Annotated in this window: 16 protein-coding genes and 1 pseudogene; 11 read left to right on the top strand and 6 right to left on the bottom strand. The window is 56.3% G+C overall.

Features of this window, described 5'->3' with window-relative positions; all coding sequences use genetic code 11:
- Positions 1 to 8: 8 nt before the first annotated feature.
- Both RWV98_RS15340 and RWV98_RS15335 read right to left on the bottom strand, forming a co-directional pair.
- Positions 9 to 884, bottom strand: a complete 876-nt coding sequence (locus tag RWV98_RS15340) for a hypothetical protein (RefSeq protein WP_317861841.1) — start codon at positions 882 to 884, stop codon at positions 9 to 11.
- A gap of 94 nt (positions 885 to 978) precedes the next feature.
- Entirely contained in the window at positions 979 to 1251 is a 273-nt protein-coding gene (locus tag RWV98_RS15335; RefSeq protein ID WP_280962862.1) for a hypothetical protein, read from the bottom strand.
- A 162-nt stretch (positions 1252 to 1413) separates the two neighbouring features.
- On the opposite strand from RWV98_RS15335, the gene RWV98_RS15330 reads away from it, so the two are divergent.
- From RWV98_RS15330 to RWV98_RS15320, 3 genes are all read left to right on the top strand, one after another.
- On the top strand, positions 1414 to 1641 hold the full coding sequence (locus tag RWV98_RS15330; protein ID WP_280962863.1) for a helix-turn-helix domain-containing protein: 228 nt from the start codon (positions 1414 to 1416) through the stop codon (positions 1639 to 1641).
- A gap of 239 nt (positions 1642 to 1880) precedes the next feature.
- On the top strand, positions 1881 to 2807 hold the full coding sequence (locus tag RWV98_RS15325) for a reverse transcriptase family protein (protein WP_317861839.1): 927 nt from the start codon (positions 1881 to 1883) through the stop codon (positions 2805 to 2807).
- A 4-nt stretch (positions 2808 to 2811) separates the two neighbouring features.
- The gene (locus tag RWV98_RS15320; RefSeq protein WP_317861837.1) at positions 2812 to 3258 is read left to right on the top strand and encodes a DUF2500 domain-containing protein; all 447 of its coding nucleotides are present in this window, start codon (positions 2812 to 2814) and stop codon (positions 3256 to 3258) included.
- Between the two features lie 332 nt (positions 3259 to 3590).
- Here the strand turns inward: RWV98_RS15320 and RWV98_RS15315 are convergent.
- A pseudogene (locus RWV98_RS15315) lies at positions 3591 to 4424 on the bottom strand (nucleoside recognition domain-containing protein); the annotation flags it as partial.
- A 126-nt stretch (positions 4425 to 4550) separates the two neighbouring features.
- Between RWV98_RS15315 and RWV98_RS15310 the strand changes: the two are divergent.
- Both RWV98_RS15310 and RWV98_RS15305 read left to right on the top strand, forming a co-directional pair.
- Positions 4551 to 4931 carry a BlaI/MecI/CopY family transcriptional regulator gene (locus RWV98_RS15310; protein WP_280961865.1) on the top strand — a complete coding sequence of 127 codons (381 nt, stop codon included), beginning with the start codon at positions 4551 to 4553 and terminating at the stop codon, positions 4929 to 4931.
- A gap of 1 nt (position 4932) precedes the next feature.
- Positions 4933 to 6588 carry a M56 family metallopeptidase gene (locus RWV98_RS15305; protein ID WP_317861832.1) on the top strand — a complete coding sequence of 552 codons (1656 nt, stop codon included), beginning with the start codon at positions 4933 to 4935 and terminating at the stop codon, positions 6586 to 6588.
- A gap of 67 nt (positions 6589 to 6655) precedes the next feature.
- On the opposite strand, the gene RWV98_RS15300 is transcribed toward RWV98_RS15305, so the two are convergent.
- Entirely contained in the window at positions 6656 to 8035 is a 1380-nt protein-coding gene (locus RWV98_RS15300) for a recombinase family protein (protein WP_317861830.1), read from the bottom strand.
- A 145-nt stretch (positions 8036 to 8180) separates the two neighbouring features.
- Between RWV98_RS15300 and RWV98_RS15295 the strand changes: the two genes are divergently transcribed.
- From RWV98_RS15295 to RWV98_RS15285, 3 genes are all read left to right on the top strand, one after another.
- Positions 8181 to 8828 carry a CatB-related O-acetyltransferase gene (locus tag RWV98_RS15295; RefSeq protein ID WP_317861828.1) on the top strand — a complete coding sequence of 216 codons (648 nt, stop codon included), beginning with the start codon at positions 8181 to 8183 and terminating at the stop codon, positions 8826 to 8828.
- A 162-nt stretch (positions 8829 to 8990) separates the two neighbouring features.
- The gene (locus tag RWV98_RS15290) at positions 8991 to 9896 is read left to right on the top strand and encodes a helix-turn-helix transcriptional regulator (RefSeq protein WP_317861827.1); all 906 of its coding nucleotides are present in this window, start codon (positions 8991 to 8993) and stop codon (positions 9894 to 9896) included.
- A 63-nt stretch (positions 9897 to 9959) separates the two neighbouring features.
- The gene (locus RWV98_RS15285) at positions 9960 to 10244 is read left to right on the top strand and encodes a DUF3795 domain-containing protein (RefSeq protein ID WP_317861825.1); all 285 of its coding nucleotides are present in this window, start codon (positions 9960 to 9962) and stop codon (positions 10242 to 10244) included.
- Positions 10245 to 10554: 310 nt separating this feature from the next.
- Here RWV98_RS15285 and RWV98_RS15280 read toward each other — a convergent pair whose 3' ends face one another.
- Together RWV98_RS15280 and RWV98_RS15275 are read right to left on the bottom strand one after the other, a co-directional pair.
- Complete coding sequence (locus RWV98_RS15280; protein WP_280961854.1) at positions 10555 to 10992, bottom strand: ImmA/IrrE family metallo-endopeptidase; 438 nt, start codon at positions 10990 to 10992, stop codon at positions 10555 to 10557.
- A complete protein-coding gene (locus RWV98_RS15275) occupies positions 10967 to 11356 on the bottom strand; it encodes a helix-turn-helix domain-containing protein (protein ID WP_280961853.1) in 390 nt (129 codons plus the stop codon). Before RWV98_RS15275 ends, RWV98_RS15280 begins: the two co-directional genes overlap by 26 nt.
- 289 nt (positions 11357 to 11645) lie before the next feature.
- Here RWV98_RS15275 and RWV98_RS15270 point away from each other — a divergent pair, with 289 nt between their 5' ends.
- From RWV98_RS15270 to RWV98_RS15260, 3 genes are read left to right on the top strand one after another with little or no spacing between them, the layout of a single operon-like run.
- Positions 11646 to 11795, top strand: a complete 150-nt coding sequence (locus RWV98_RS15270; RefSeq protein ID WP_280961852.1) for a hypothetical protein — start codon at positions 11646 to 11648, stop codon at positions 11793 to 11795.
- Between the two features lie 16 nt (positions 11796 to 11811).
- Positions 11812 to 12054 (top strand): hypothetical protein, encoded by a 243-nt coding sequence (locus tag RWV98_RS15265; protein WP_280961851.1) that lies wholly within the window; start codon positions 11812 to 11814, stop codon positions 12052 to 12054.
- Positions 12041 to 13519: a hypothetical protein gene (locus RWV98_RS15260; RefSeq protein WP_317861823.1), complete on the top strand. Its 1479-nt coding sequence runs from the start codon at positions 12041 to 12043 to the stop codon at positions 13517 to 13519. The genes RWV98_RS15265 and RWV98_RS15260 overlap by 14 nt, the downstream gene beginning before the upstream one ends.
- The last annotated feature ends 22 nt before the right edge of the window (positions 13520 to 13541 follow it).

Here is a 13541-nt window from a genome sequence, read left to right as displayed (position 1 = left end):
CCTCACATCTAGCGATTCGCAAAACGCATCAGATCAGACACGCTGAAGATTGTGACAAAAAGGCTGACCGCGTTGGCCATAATGGCGTAGGTGACGCGTCTCCGTACCGAGCCGACACGGAAGAATTTTTTGTAGATAAGCGCTTCAAAAATCCAAATCGCCGCTTCAAGCAAAAGAAGCGGCCAAGGCGCCAGAAAGGCATCCACCTGAGAGAAATCACCGGAAATGACCATTGGACCCCATGTAAGGGTAAGAAAAATTTGTGTGCCTACATTGGTTAGCAGAAAGATAAGCCATGTGCGCCTGCCCGCTGAAAGACCGAAGAACAGTAGCAACACGCCCCCCTCAAAAAAGAGCGTCATACTACAGGTATAGGCGAATTGCCGAACGTAGGCCCGTACAGCGCTTTGGGCTGTCACGGTGTTCGCTGAGTAGTCATATGTAAATACCTGCTGAAAAGCAGTGCGTTTAACCAGCGGTGTTTGCTTAATTGTACCGTCCGCACACGCTACGGCGATTGAAAAAGACTTGGGTACGCTGTGATAGCCGAATATACTGATATTGTTCTCTGGAATGAGAGAACCGGTTAGCGGACCAACGGTGCCACTGAGCAATGCGAGGGAAAACGTGCCTTTTTCAAGCGAGTGCAGCGCGTCAACAAGCGATCCGTCAAGTTCATTCAAACCATTCCATGTAAGGTTATCACAATCACCCGCTTCCTCCACAGGGATGAGCAGGTCAAGATAATAGGGCTCCGACGGCGGATTGACCACGCGAACGGTGATCTGCGGCTTGGGGCCCATATCGGCCCGCGCGAAGACCGGCAGCGCGGCCAACAGCAAACAGACGATTGACAAAAAGGCAAACAGGCGGTGCTTTTTCATGGCGGGCCCTCCTTGCGGCGCGGAAATCATTTCCGGCGGTTTCCCTCAGTATAGCACCGGAGAGCGGGCGGCGCAAGGGCGGACCGCCGCGGCGTTAACCACGCTTGGAGCGAGCGGCAAATCGGGTACGTACGCGGGCGCGCCTGCGGCCGCGCTGCCTGCCACAGCGGTAAAAATGGTGCGCGCTTTCATTGGATAAACGCTCCGCCGCAAGGGCGTAAACAATGAAAGCATCCATTTTATCCTCCGGCATATCGGCGCATACCGCATCTTCCAGTTGGAGCAGCTGAAAGTAGGACTGGCGAAGTCGGCGCGGTTTGTTGGCGTTCCAGAAATGATAGAAGCCGTTGTAATGGGGCAGATACATTTTTTACACCTCATTTGCGATTTGATATTTTTGATTTGTTTATTGCAAAACTGCATATAATGATTATAAATGTTAATTTGCACATTGACAAGGAGTAAATAATCCCTTTGAAGAAATTTTTAAATGATTGCTTCAAAGATAAAATATTCTTGAGGTGGTATAATGGATTTTCGTCATTCAGACAAATATCGGAAACTGGGCTTAAATATTGCATATTATCGGAAGGACAACGGCTTTACACAGGACAATTTAGCGGAGAAGATCAACGTTTCGCGAAACAGTATCGGCAAGATCGAAACGGCCTCTGTCGGTATTTCCATGGACATGCTTTTCGATATCGCGGAAGCGCTCGACATACCGGCATACAAGCTGCTGGAATTTCGTGACTAAAAGAGTTGCAGGACGGCGCGCCATCGGTTACAATGGCTTTGAGGAACAAAAGCGATCGTCCGGCTTTACCGGCGCCGGCGGCGAGTCGCCGCCGGTTCGCAAATACAACCGTATTCGCTTCGCTCAGCCGAAGCCGCGCCACGGTATATCGGCACACGCTGTGTGCAATCCCATACCGCGCCGCGTTTCGCCATGCACTTTGTTTTGTTCCGCCGGGAAAGGGAAAGGGGGGCCTTGCTTTGGATCGGATCATTTACTGTGAGGCTTCCACCCTTTCGCGTGATTTAGGGCTGCGGCTGCAAACGCTGTACGCGGTGAGCAACCGATTGGACGCGCACTACCGCATGGCACAAATACCCAAACGGGATGGCGGCGTACGGCTGCTGGCCCTGCCGGATGAAACGCTGAAATGCGTGCAGCGCCGTATCGCGGGGACGCTGCTGTGCCGCATGCCGATATCGCCCTATGCGACGGCGTACCGGTTTGGCGGCGGTATCATCAAAAACGCCCGCCCGCATGTGGGCAGGCGGACGGTGCTAAAGCTCGATATTTGTCGATTTTTCGACAGTGTGCTGTACCGGCAGGTGAAGGACGCGGCCTTTCCGGCGGATACCTATGCCGAACCGCTGCGCGTGCTGCTTGCCATGCTTTGCTACTACCGGGACGCGCTGCCGCAGGGGGCGCCGACTTCGCCATGGATCGCAAATCTGATCCTGCGCGAGTTTGACGAGGAAATGGGCGCGTACTGCGCAAAGCGGGCGATCCGTTATACGCGCTACTGCGATGACATGACCTTTTCCGGCGATGGATCGCTTGAGGGGGTGCGGGAATTTGCCGCCGCCGCGCTGCGGAAACGCGGCTTTTTATTAAATGAAGCCAAAACCAAACGCATGAACGCGGGGCAGCGGCAGGCCGTGACCGGCCTTACCGTGAATGAGAAAATGCGCACGCCCGCCGCATATCGCCGCGCACTGCGGCAAGAGCTGTATTACTGCCGCCGGTTTGGCGTGGAGGAGCATTTGAGGCGCACGGAAAGCGCGCTTTCCGTGGAAGCGTATTTGCGAAGCCTTGCGGGCAAGGCGAATTTTATCCTTCTGGCCGATCCTGCTAATCGGGACGCGATAGACTGCAAAGAATGGATTAGTCAGCAGACAAAAGGGGGGTAAAGCAATGTATGTAGGGAATGATTTTGACTTAAACGGCTTCGGCATGAGCTCGATGGAACGGGGCATGTTTTCGATTGTGCCGACCATAGTGATCCTGACATTCGTCGTGGTGATTGGCATTTTCGTGGTCGCGGCGGTGCGCGGGGCCAAGCAATGGCATGAGAACAACCAATCGCCCATCTTAGAGGTACGAGCAAAGGTGGTTTCCCGGCGGACGGATGTGAACATTCGCCACCATCACGACGCGGACAATATGGGGATGGATCACACGACCAGCTCGACCGATTATTACGTCACCTTCGAGGTCACAAGCGGGGACCGGATGGAGTTTAGCGTCAGCGGGCGGGAATACGGCATGTTGGTTGAACAGGATGAGGGCATGCTGAAGTTTCAGGGTACGCGGTACTTAGGCTTTACCCGAGGCGCCGCGGAACAAAACGGCGCTTCATAGGTGATATGGCGTTGCCGCGCAGCGGCTATTTTGATAGCCTGAAGGCCGGTTTCCAAACGGAAACCGGCCTTCAGCGTGTCGACAAAGTCGACACGCTGTCTAGGGGGCACCCCGTGCCCCCTAGATACTCGACCGGTTCCGGAGAAACCGGTCTCGATACCCCGGGTTACGCGCCCGGTGGCGCGGGTCGAGGTGTTTTTTCGAGGTACACGCCCCCGAAAAAACGGATTTTACGTCGCTTCGCTCCATTTTCCTTTCTTTGCGCGCTGCGGCGAGAGACCTTTGGCTACAGTCTGGAAGGCCGGTTTCCAAACGGAAACCGGCCTTTTTCCTTACCCGACGCCGAGGGCGTGACAGGCAAGGTTGATGGCGAAGCATAGCACAAAACCGAACAGGGTGGGCAGCGCGATAGAGGCAAGCGTCCATTTGACGCTGCGGCTTTCTCGGTAAATGGTAAGGCAGGTGGTGGAACACGGCCAGTGCGCGACGGCGAAAACGAGCGTGCACAGCGCGGTCGTGATCGTCCAGCCGTTGGCGAGCAGCAGATCGCGAAACGCGCCCAGATCGGCCACGTCGGCTATCGTGCCGGTGGCAAGGTAGCCCATCACGATCAGCGGCATGACCAGCTCGTTTGCGGGAAAGCCGAGGATAAAAGCAAGCAGGATCACACCGTCCATGCCGAGCAGCTGCCCAAAGGGGTCGAGCGCCGCGGCGATATGGTTTAGGATCGAGGTATCGCCCACGGTGATATTTGCTAGCAGAAAGATGATGAGGCCGGCCGGCGCGGCGACCGCGACGGCGCGCGCAAGCACGAACAGCGTGCGGTCGAAAATAGAGCGGACGATCACCTTGCCGAGCTGCGGCGCGCGGTAGGGCGGCAGCTCAAGCGCGAAGGAAGAGGGAAGGCCCTTTAAAACCGTGGCGGAGAGCAGGCGGGACGCGGCGAGCGTCAGCACCACGCTGAACACCAAAACCCCGGTAAGCAGCAGCGAGCCGGTGAGCGCGTTGCCCGCAAAGAAAACGGAACACAGGAAAATCAGCAAAGGAAAGCGTCCGTTGCACGGCGCGAAGGCGTTGGTCAGCATGGCGATCATGCGTTCGCGCGGAGAATCGATGATTCTGCAACCCACCACGCCGCAAGCGTTGCAGCCGAAGCCCATGCAGATGGGGGGAACGAGTTTGCAATATGGTGCAAACAGAAAGCTGCCGCCCAACTGATTTTACTGCTTGACATTCATTTAAGACAGATGTATTATATAAATAAGGCGGATGTCTTAAATTGAGGTGATAGAATGGAACGGATAAAAAAGCTGCCGGACGCGGAATTTGACATCATGAAAGTGGTATGGGCAAATGAACCGCCTTTGACCACGTCGATCATCATGGAGCAATTAGGGAAAGAAAAAGAGTGGAAAATACAAACGGTCGTTTCCTTAATGCTGCGGCTTGTCGAGCGCGGTTTTCTGCGTTCCGAAAAACACGGAAAGGAACGCTCCTACTACCCGTTGGTGAGCAAGGAGGAATACCTAAAATTTGAAACCGGGAACTTTATGAAGCAGTATCACGACAGCTCGCTTTTCAATTTGATCAATACCTTGTACGACGATGAAGCGCTGTCGGACCGGGATATCGACGAATTGTTACAGTGGGCGAAAGAGCGAAGGGGGGATTAGCTTGCGGAGCTTGATGATTATGCTTTTGGTATGCTCCGTCACCATGTCGGCGCTTGCGCTGTTTTATATGGCGCTCACGCCGCTGCTTGCAAAGCGTTATTCCGCAACGGGCCGGTATTACGCATGGCTGGTTCTGGTGGCGGGGCTGGTGATCCCTTTTCGGCCGCGTTTCCACAATGCCGTTGTCAAAGTTAATATGCCGGGTCAGGCGGCTGCGACTACGATACAAATCGGCAACAGGGCGCCGGTTGCCGTACCCGCGGAACCCGCGCTTTCTTCTACTTTTTCGCATCTCGCATGGTGGCAGGCCGCGGCGGCGATATGGCTCGCAGGTATGCTCGTATTTCTTGTTTATCATGCGATCAAGCATGTGCGCTTTTCCAAGCTGGCGGCGCGTTGGAGCGTAAACGTAACAGATGAACAGACACTGGCGCTGTTTCAAAATTTAAAAAAGGAAATGGGGGTATCCCGCGATCTCCGCTTGCAGATTTGTGACAGCATCGGCGGCCCTATGATGATAGGGTTTATCAGACCCCGGATCCTGTTGCCGAAAGCAGACTTTGCAAAGGAGGAACTCCGCTTGATCCTAAAGCACGAGCTAGTGCATGACAAGCGGAAAGACCTTTGGTATAAATGCCTGATTCTGCTCGCGACCGCGATTCACTGGTTTAATCCCATTGTTTACCTGATGACAAATGCGATCGGCGTTCAATGCGAAGCGTCCTGCGACGAGGAAGTTGTGCGCGGCACGGACGCGGAAACCCGCCAATATTACAGCGAAACGATTATCAGCGTGGTTCGATACCGATCGAAGCGAAAAACCGCTTTATCCACGCATTTTTATGGAGGCAAGAAGGGTATGAAACAAAGAATCTTTTCCATTATGGATATGAGCAAAAAGAAATCTGGCCTTGCGGTCCTCTGCGGCGCGCTGGTACTCACGCTGGGAACAGGGGGTGCGTTTGCTACAAATGCGAAAACGCAGATCCCACCGGCGGGCAAAAATCAAAGTACGGCATTTGCCCCTTCGACCGCTGTTTCCTTTCTGCCAAATCCCGATGTTTATGCCGCATACGCCGCTTTCGGGATCACGATCTCGGAGGATGGCACAAAACTGCTGTATGACGGGCAGCCTGTGCGGCTGTTTGCAGACGATGGATCGGATGCCGAGGCTTTCTATTTAAATGAAGCCGGGCATGCAAATTTGTCGGCCGTTAGGAATGGCGCCGGTCAGATCACGGGGATTCAGAGCATTTCCGCGCAAAAGGCGCAGGCCTATCAAGATGCTTTCTTTGCGGATGAACGCTTTGCAAATGTGCAAGACCGTGTAACAGTTCAAGAAAACGTCACGGTTGGCCCGAATAAATACGAGCAATATCAGCCGTTCGGCGTCACCTATTCTGAAGCGGATGAGGCGCTGTACTACAATGGGCAGCGGGTGAAATCGTTTGTTGACCAGCTCGAAGACGGCTGGTTTGGAACGCTATGGACGGATGCGGCCGGAACCGTGAATCTAGCGGCAATCCGAGATGGAGTGGGTGAGATCACGGGTATCGAAAGCATATCCGATGAAAAAGCGCAGGAATACTGGTCCAAGGCAAATGATTACGAGCAAGATATTGTTGATCGGCTGGAGAAAAAATATCGGGAAGAATGATAACGTGTTAACGTTAGAAAGGCGGCGCCATTTATGCGCCGCCTTTTGCGCTTTGTGCGTGATCGGTTTATATGCGCCACTGGATCTCCACGCGGGCGCCGTCCAGCGTGATACGGGAGATGAGCGTGCTGAGCAGCAGGCGGCGGGCCGCAAGGGGCGCGCGGGCATAGGCTTCGGCAAAGGTCTGAGGCGGGACAGCGGGCGGCGCGTCGGCTTTGGCAAGGCGCGCCTCAAGCGCGACGCGCTCGCTTTCACGGGCGGTCAGGCGTTCGGCCAGTGGGGCGAGTCCGGCCGCGCCGTGCTGGGCTAGATCGAGCAGGCGCGCGGTCTCGGCGCGGTTTTCTTGCAGCAGGCGGCGCAAAGCGGCGGGGTCCTCGCCATGGGGCTGAACGTGTGATAAAACGTTTTCCAGCACGCCGGGTGCGCTCAAAAGCGCGGTGAGCGCGGCGGATACGACGCGGTCAAGCGTCTCGATGGGCCAGTTATCGTTTTTACAGGCCGGGTCGCGCACCTGCTTTTTGGCGGTTTTAGAGCGCGAATAGCATTTGTAAAAGCCGTGCGCGCCCGCGTACCGCGCGCCGCACCGCCCGCAGCGGACAAGGCCGGAAAGCAGCGTTTCCGCGCGAAACGGCGTTTTCATCGGCGCTTTCGCCTGTTCTACCGGCGGAGAAGCGGCAAGCAGGCGGTTTGCGGCGGCAAAATCAGCCGAAGAGATTAGCGCCTCGTGCACGCCGTCGTACACGGCGCCCGCAAATTTCACCTTGCCGATATACACGGTGTTTGAAAGAATGGCGCGCACCTTGCGCGCCGTCCACGCGTCGCCGCCGGACGCGGCCATATCGCGCGCGATCGCGCCAAGGCTTTGACCCGCGAGGAAACGGGCGAAAATATCGCGCACCAGCATGGCGCGGATTCCGTCCGCCAGCAGCAGGCCGTTTTCGTACCGGTAGCCAAAGGGTATGCTGCCGCCGCCGTGAAAATATCCGGCCTTGCTGCGGCCGATGCGTCCCATGGTGAACCGCTCTGTGATCTGATCCTTTTCAAGCTGGGCAAAGACGGACAGCATGCCGATCATCGCCCGCCCAAAGGGGGAGGAGGTATCAAAATTCTCGTTGATGGAGACAAAATCCGTGTGATGAGCCAGAAATTCGTCCTCGATCAGCAGCAGCGTGTCCTTTTGACTGCGGCTCAGGCGATCGAGCTTGTAAACAACGACCGCGTCCACACCGCCGCGCCGCACCTGCCGCAGCAGAGCGTGCAAGGCGGGCCGGTCCGTCGTGCCGCCGGAATAGCCGCCGTCCGTAAAAATCTGCTGCAAGCGCCAGCCCTTGGCGCGGCAAAAGCTTTCAATGCGGCGCGCTTGCTCGTCGATACTGTAGTTTTCAAGCTGGTTTTCGGTGGAAACGCGCACATAGCCGCACACGGTCTGGATCACACTGTCCGGCATGGGAAAGCGCCCCTTCCTTTTTTTAAAAATTGACAATCTCTCGGCGGGGGATTACACTAGGGAGGAAAGCTGGTGAATGAAAGTGAAACGGTGCATTGCAGTAGCCGGAATAGCACCATAAAATCATAATTCAGGAGGCTTCACGATGTCTATTCCGGCAGAAAAAATATATCCGCGTTCAAACGATAAGCAGACCGTTTATCTGGACGCGGTGGTCCAAAATCCCAATATCTCGATCGGCGCGTATACAATGTACAACGATTTTGTAAACGATCCCACCCTATTTGAGAAAAACAACGTGCTTTATCACTATCCGATCAACAGGGATCGCCTGAAAATCGGAAAGTTTTGCTCCATCGCGTGCGGCGCAAAATTCATTTTTACCAGCGCCAACCACACGATGCGTTCGCTTTCCACCTATCCGTTTCCTCTGTTTTTTGAGGAATGGGACACGCCGGTCGCCGAGGTCGCGACTGCGTGGGACAACAAGGGCGATATAGAGATCGGCAACGATGTTTGGATCGGTTACGAGGCGGTCGTTCTTTCCGGCGTGCGCATTGGAAACGGCGCGATCATCGGCACAAGGGCGGTTGTGACAAAGGACGTAGCGCCCTACACGATCGTGGGCGGCGTACCGGCAAAGCCGATCCGCAAACGCTTTGACGAGGATACCATAGAACGCCTCCAAGCGCTCCGGTGGTGGGATCTGCCGCACGAGCAGATCAAAAAACTTTTGCCCCTGATCAAAAGGGGCGACGCGCGGGCTTTGGCGCGCGCCTGCGGACAGGTATAAACACAGGCACGGCGCGGCGGTAAAACGCCGCGCCGTTTTTTTGAGGAACAGGGCGGGCTGCTGTCCGGTTCGCGGTGATAGAATGGAAACGCGCTGTATTTTAAAGGATATGCCGGATGGAGCGCTTCGCATAACGTGAAAAAATAAAAGCGGGAGAGCGGTATGAAAATTGATAGGTTGATCGGCATTCTCGTATTGCTGCTGCAAAATGAAAAGATGACGGCCCCCGCGCTGGCCGAACGGTTCGAGGTATCGCGCAGGACCATTGGGCGCGATATCGAAACGCTAAGCAAGGCGGGCATTCCCATCGCGACCGTGCAGGGCGCGAACGGCGGCATTTCCATTATGGAAAGCTACAAGATTGACAAGGCGCTTTTGACCAAAGCGGACCGCGACGCGATCTTGACAGGGCTTGCTTCACTGGAAAGCGTATCGTACGGGCCGAAGTATCAAAGAATCCGGGACAAGTTCATGGTGAAGGGGGATAAGCTGGTCGGCAATAACCATATGGTGATCGATCTGGCTTCCTTTTATAAAAGCGCCCTTGCGCCTAAGATCGAAGCGTTACAGGCCGGGATAGAGGCGCATGGGTGCGTTGCCTTTCGGTATTTTAACAAAAACGGGGAGCGGCTGATCGAACTGGAGCCTTATCTGGTGGTGTTCCGGTGGTCGAGCTGGTATGCGTTTGGCCGGGAACGGGAAAACGGGGAGTTTCGGCTGTTCAAGCTCAACCGTATGAGCGAGCTGACGCAGACGGACCGGCACTTTATCCCCACCGAGATACCGGCGGATAAGCGGGATTTTGACCGGTGCTTTACCGACGAGCTGCACGCCGTGATCCGTTTTGCGGGCAGCGAAAAGTTTCGCCTGATCGAGGAATACGGGCCGGACAGCTTTATCGAAGAGGCGGAAGGTACGCTGCTTTTTTCCTTTCCCTTCACGGGCGCGGAATACCTGCTGCAATGGGTTCTGAGCTTTGGCGAACGGGCGCGGTTGATCGAGCCCAAGGAAATGCGGCCGCTGCTGAAAGCGCGCCTGATCGCGGCGCTTGAAAATTATGAGGAATAAGGACAGCACGGCGTCCGGTTCGGCGTGTTATGCTGGAAACAATAGAAACAGGAGGTACTACCTATGGCGGAATCGAGATGCGGTATTTTGTGCGGAGCATGCGAATACCGGGAACAGATGCATTGCAAGGGCTGCGTATACATAGAAAAACCCTTTTGGGGGGACCTCTGCCCGGTCAAGGCGTGCTGCGAGGACAGGGCGCTGGAACACTGCGGCGTATGCGCCGATTTTCCCTGCGGCCTGCTGACGCAGTTTGCGTACGATAAGGCGCAGGGCGACGACGGCAAACGGATCGAGCAATGCAAAAAATGGGCGGCTACAGAAGGCGGCCCGCACCACAACCAATGAAAAAACGCCCGAAGCAGTTCAGTTTACTGCTTCGGGCGCAGGCTGTCAAAAAACAAGTTTTGACAGCCTGTCGATCGAAACAAAGCCCCATTTCGATCGAGAATTCCGGCTTCTGCGCGCGCCTTACTGGCACACTTGAAGTCGGTTTGTAAAAAAACCGAGATACACGGCCCAGGCCGGCCTCTCTTGGCCTACGGCCAATTCACCTTCTGCTCCCGGTTTTTGTGAATTTTGCCGTAAACGGCAAAATTCTATTTCATGCGCGCTGCGGCGCGAGGGGTTCTTTGATAAGCTAAACGCCCGAAGCAGTTCAGTTTACTGCTTCGGGCGTTTTTTCTTTTTCGTAGATTTGTACCGCCAAGCGGATGAACTGCTCGGTGCGGCCCAAAAACTCGGCCAGCTCCCACGGTTCGGTGCAGCCCGCGCGGATCGCGCGCTGCAATTCCTCGCGCGGTAAAAGTTCGTGCACGGCCCATTTGTTGGCCCGGTTTTCGTGCTGGGCGACCAGTTCAAAGGGGCTGTACACCGCGTGCGTGGTGCCGGTTTCAATATGGCCGCACTCGTGCGCGATGAGCTCGGCTTCCTCGGCCGCGCCGTCCACGCGGCCGGAATCCAGAAACACGCCATAGTCCCCGCCTACCTCTACCACCGAGGATTTGACGCTCTCGTCCGAAAAGGCGAATGCGCCGTCAAACAGGAAATGTCCGCCGTCGTACAGGCGTCTATACAGTTTTGTCAGTTCCTCCATTGTTTTTTCGCCTCGCTTGCCTTGCGTCGTTGAGCTGGCGCGCCATGCGGAGCAAAAGCTCCTTATCCGCGTCGGTCAGCTTTTTGGATTCGTGATGCATCGCATAGGTAAAATCGTCCATCCCAATCGCCGGGCCGCTTTCAGCGCCCGGTTTTTCTGTTTGCCCACCGCTGAGCAAATATTCTACGGACACGCCGAAATAATAAGCGATCTTGGAAAGCGTATCGACTGCCAGCGTCTTTTTGCGGCCCATTTTCAGATCGGTGAGGATGCCGCGGCTGATGCCGATGCTTTTGCACAGCTTGGTCGCGTTAATGCCTTGAGACAGGCAAAGATGCTCGATTGTTTCATACAAAGTGCTCATAATACCCCGTCCTTTGTTGTACAAGTATACTAAAATTTCTTGATAGAGTAAATTTACGTTGACTTATACTTGGCGCAGTACTATTATGAGAATGAGAAAAGTACTCAGCCGAGTATTAACACTGATGACACTCTTATGGTAATACTCGATAACGTACTTGTCAAGGGAAACCGAAAAGATTGGGGTGGTTTTTGGTTACAGCACTATCATACCGCATTACCTGTACGATAAACCGGACTTGGCAAGAGGACGAGCCGCCGCGGCATAGAATGTGCGGGAGGTGGCGCGAATGGACGAGCCGGTAATCGTAAACGTGATGGCGGATGGGCGTGTATGCGACGATCTTGCAGCGTATATGGAGAAGCGCACGCTGCCGGATACCGTGCGGCGCGTACTGGAGGAACTGGTTTGCGGCAAAGAAAATACGGAAACTACGTAAAAAGGAAGAGGATAAAATGGGGAATTTGCAGGATAAAACGGCGGATATGCGCGAGGTCAGCGACTTTTGGATGCGCATTGTCCGCAGTGAGGATGAAAAGACGGCCGACCGCATCCGGGCGTCCGAATTGTGGGCCAAGGCAGCGCGGGAGACACAGCCGACCGAGGGCGCGCTTTCCGAGGCCGACCGTGCGCTGCTGCACAAGGTCGCGCGGCGGCTCGGCGTATCCGGCGCGGAAGAGCGCGGTGGACACGGCTGAACGCGACGCCCTGCACCGCGTGAGAGAGGGCGAATGGGCGCACTGCCGCGCGAACGCGCATTACTTTATCGAGACATACTGTCACATCGAGGATAAGGACGCCGCCGAGATCATTCAGCCGTTCCGGCTGTGGCCCATGCAGCGCGAGGCGCTATCGGAAATACTATCGAACCGGCTGACGATCATCCTAAAGGCGCGGCAGCTCGGCATTACATGGCTGGCGCTTTCGGCGGCGCTGCACGAGCTGTTGTTTTGCGAGGGGCACACCTGTATCGCGCTGTCCCGCACCGAGGAAGAGGCCAAGGAACTGGTGCGGCGGCTGTGGGCGGTGGAACTGAAAAACATGCCTGAGCTGGTGCGGGAGGACGGCGCGGCGAACTGGGGCGGGCCGACCTATTCGCATACCGTGCTATCGGTAACGATCACGTTTCCGAGCGGGCAAAAATCTGCTTTCCGCGCCTTTGCTTCGGCGGGCGGCGCGGGGCGGTCGTTCACGGCTAATCTGCTGTTGCTGGACGAATGGGCCTTTCAGGAGAACGCGCGCGAAATCTGGCTTTCCGCTTACCCGACGATCAACCGGCCCACGGGCGGCCGGGTGCTGGGGCTGTCCACCATCGAACGCGGCACGCTGTTCGAGGAGCTGTACACGGAGGACAACGGGTTTCACAAGCTGTTCATCCCGTGGTACGCCGACCCCCGGCGGGACGCGGCATGGTACGAGCAGACGCGGCGGGATTTGGGCGACCTGATTATGCAGGAGTACCCGGCCACGCCGGAGGAAGCGCTCACCATACCCGGCGGCGCGTTCTTCCCGGAGGTAAAACGGCACACGCATGTGCGCGCCGCGCCTGATATGGAGGGCTGGCGGCGGTATGTGTGTATCGATTACGGGCTGGATATGTTTTCGGCGCATTGGGTGGCGGTCTCGCCCGAAAACCGGGCGGCGGTGTACCGAGAGTTTGACGCGCCGGACCTGACCATCGGCGAGGCGGCGGCAAAGCTGCGCGAGTTGTCCGCGGGTGAAAGGATTGAGCAAATGCTCGCGCCGCCCGACCTATGGAGCCGCTCGCAGGAATCGGGCAAAAGCCGGGCCGCGATTTTTGCCGAGCACGGGGCGGTGCTGACGAAAACATCGAACGACCTGCCCGCCGGGTGCGCGGCGATCAAGGAATGGCTGCGGGACGGCGGCCTGACGCTTTGCGAAGGCGCGGCTGAAAACCTGTTCCGCTGCCTATCGCGCATACAGCGCGACAAGGCGCGGCCCAATGTGTATGCCAAGGAACCGCACGCCCTGACGCACGATGTGGACAGCCTGCGCTGCTTTTGCGTGTACTGGACGCACCCGGCGGAAGCTCCGCGCGCCGCGGGCGTAACATGGACGCGCGACCAGTACGACGACTATGAAAACGCCGGCGAGGCGGGCCGCGCGTATTTAATCCGCAAATGGGGCGAGCCGGTTTGGTGAGCAGGAGAAAAGAAAGAAACGG

This window comes from Agathobaculum sp. NTUH-O15-33 (genome assembly GCF_033193315.1).
GTDB classification, from domain to species: Bacteria; Bacillota; Clostridia; order Oscillospirales; family Butyricicoccaceae; genus Agathobaculum; species Agathobaculum faecihominis_A.
Note: the sequence above shows the minus strand (reverse complement) of the source record. Positions and strands in the feature narration are given on the sequence as shown.

What these genes read in the sequence shown, in the direction of transcription:
- RWV98_RS15340 (WP_317861841.1), bottom strand. Translation starts at nt 884, where the DNA reads ATGAAAAAGCACCGCCTGTTTGCCTTTTTGTCAATCGTCTGTTTGCTG.
- RWV98_RS15335 (WP_280962862.1), bottom strand. Translation starts at nt 1,251, where the DNA reads ATGTATCTGCCCCATTACAACGGCTTCTATCATTTCTGGAACGCCAAC.
- RWV98_RS15330 (WP_280962863.1), top strand. Translation starts at nt 1,414, where the DNA reads ATGGATTTTCGTCATTCAGACAAATATCGGAAACTGGGCTTAAATATT.
- RWV98_RS15320 (WP_317861837.1), top strand. Translation starts at nt 2,812, where the DNA reads ATGTATGTAGGGAATGATTTTGACTTAAACGGCTTCGGCATGAGCTCG.
- RWV98_RS15310 (WP_280961865.1), top strand. Translation starts at nt 4,551, where the DNA reads ATGGAACGGATAAAAAAGCTGCCGGACGCGGAATTTGACATCATGAAA.
- RWV98_RS15300 (WP_317861830.1), bottom strand. Translation starts at nt 8,035, where the DNA reads ATGCCGGACAGTGTGATCCAGACCGTGTGCGGCTATGTGCGCGTTTCC.
- RWV98_RS15295 (WP_317861828.1), top strand. Translation starts at nt 8,181, where the DNA reads ATGTCTATTCCGGCAGAAAAAATATATCCGCGTTCAAACGATAAGCAG.
- RWV98_RS15290 (WP_317861827.1), top strand. Translation starts at nt 8,991, where the DNA reads ATGAAAATTGATAGGTTGATCGGCATTCTCGTATTGCTGCTGCAAAAT.
- RWV98_RS15285 (WP_317861825.1), top strand. Translation starts at nt 9,960, where the DNA reads ATGGCGGAATCGAGATGCGGTATTTTGTGCGGAGCATGCGAATACCGG.
- RWV98_RS15280 (WP_280961854.1), bottom strand. Translation starts at nt 10,992, where the DNA reads ATGGAGGAACTGACAAAACTGTATAGACGCCTGTACGACGGCGGACAT.
- RWV98_RS15275 (WP_280961853.1), bottom strand. Translation starts at nt 11,356, where the DNA reads ATGAGCACTTTGTATGAAACAATCGAGCATCTTTGCCTGTCTCAAGGC.
- RWV98_RS15270 (WP_280961852.1), top strand. Translation starts at nt 11,646, where the DNA reads ATGGACGAGCCGGTAATCGTAAACGTGATGGCGGATGGGCGTGTATGC.
- RWV98_RS15265 (WP_280961851.1), top strand. Translation starts at nt 11,812, where the DNA reads ATGGGGAATTTGCAGGATAAAACGGCGGATATGCGCGAGGTCAGCGAC.